1 protein-coding gene is annotated in these 355 nt (G+C 68.5%); it reads right to left on the reverse strand.

Annotation, left to right across the window (positions count from 1 at the left end):
- Positions 1 to 355: hypothetical protein (locus ACOADB_RS12630; RefSeq protein WP_378598904.1), on the reverse strand; the 355-nt coding region annotated here is incomplete at both ends.

The raw sequence follows: 355 nt of genomic DNA on the forward strand, positions 1-355 counted from the left end.
TTCGGTCCCGCCCATCCGGAAGTAGCCACCCGAGCTCGCGACGGTGTCCTCGGCCCAGCCGTCGGCGAACCCGCCGCCGAAGGCCACGGCAGTGTCCGCCGGGAGACGGCTGATCACCCGCTGTGCATCGGTGCCGTCGTACCGGCCCTGGTAGCCACCGAGCAGCGGGTCGCCGACCGCCTCGAGCTCGAGTGAGCCGTCATCGAAGCGCAGCACGCCGCCCAGTCCGGAGAAGTCGCGGAGCGCCTTCCTCACGTCGTCCGTCAGCTCGGGGCCGTCGAAATTGATCTCGTCCCCGTACTTCTCCTCATAGAAGGCTTCCATCTCGTCGTCGAGCTTCTTCTGCTCGGCGGGG

It is taken from the genome of Nocardioides sp. CPCC 206348 (assembly GCF_048654705.1).
In the GTDB taxonomy this organism is placed as follows: Bacteria; Actinomycetota; Actinomycetes; order Propionibacteriales; family Nocardioidaceae; genus Nocardioides.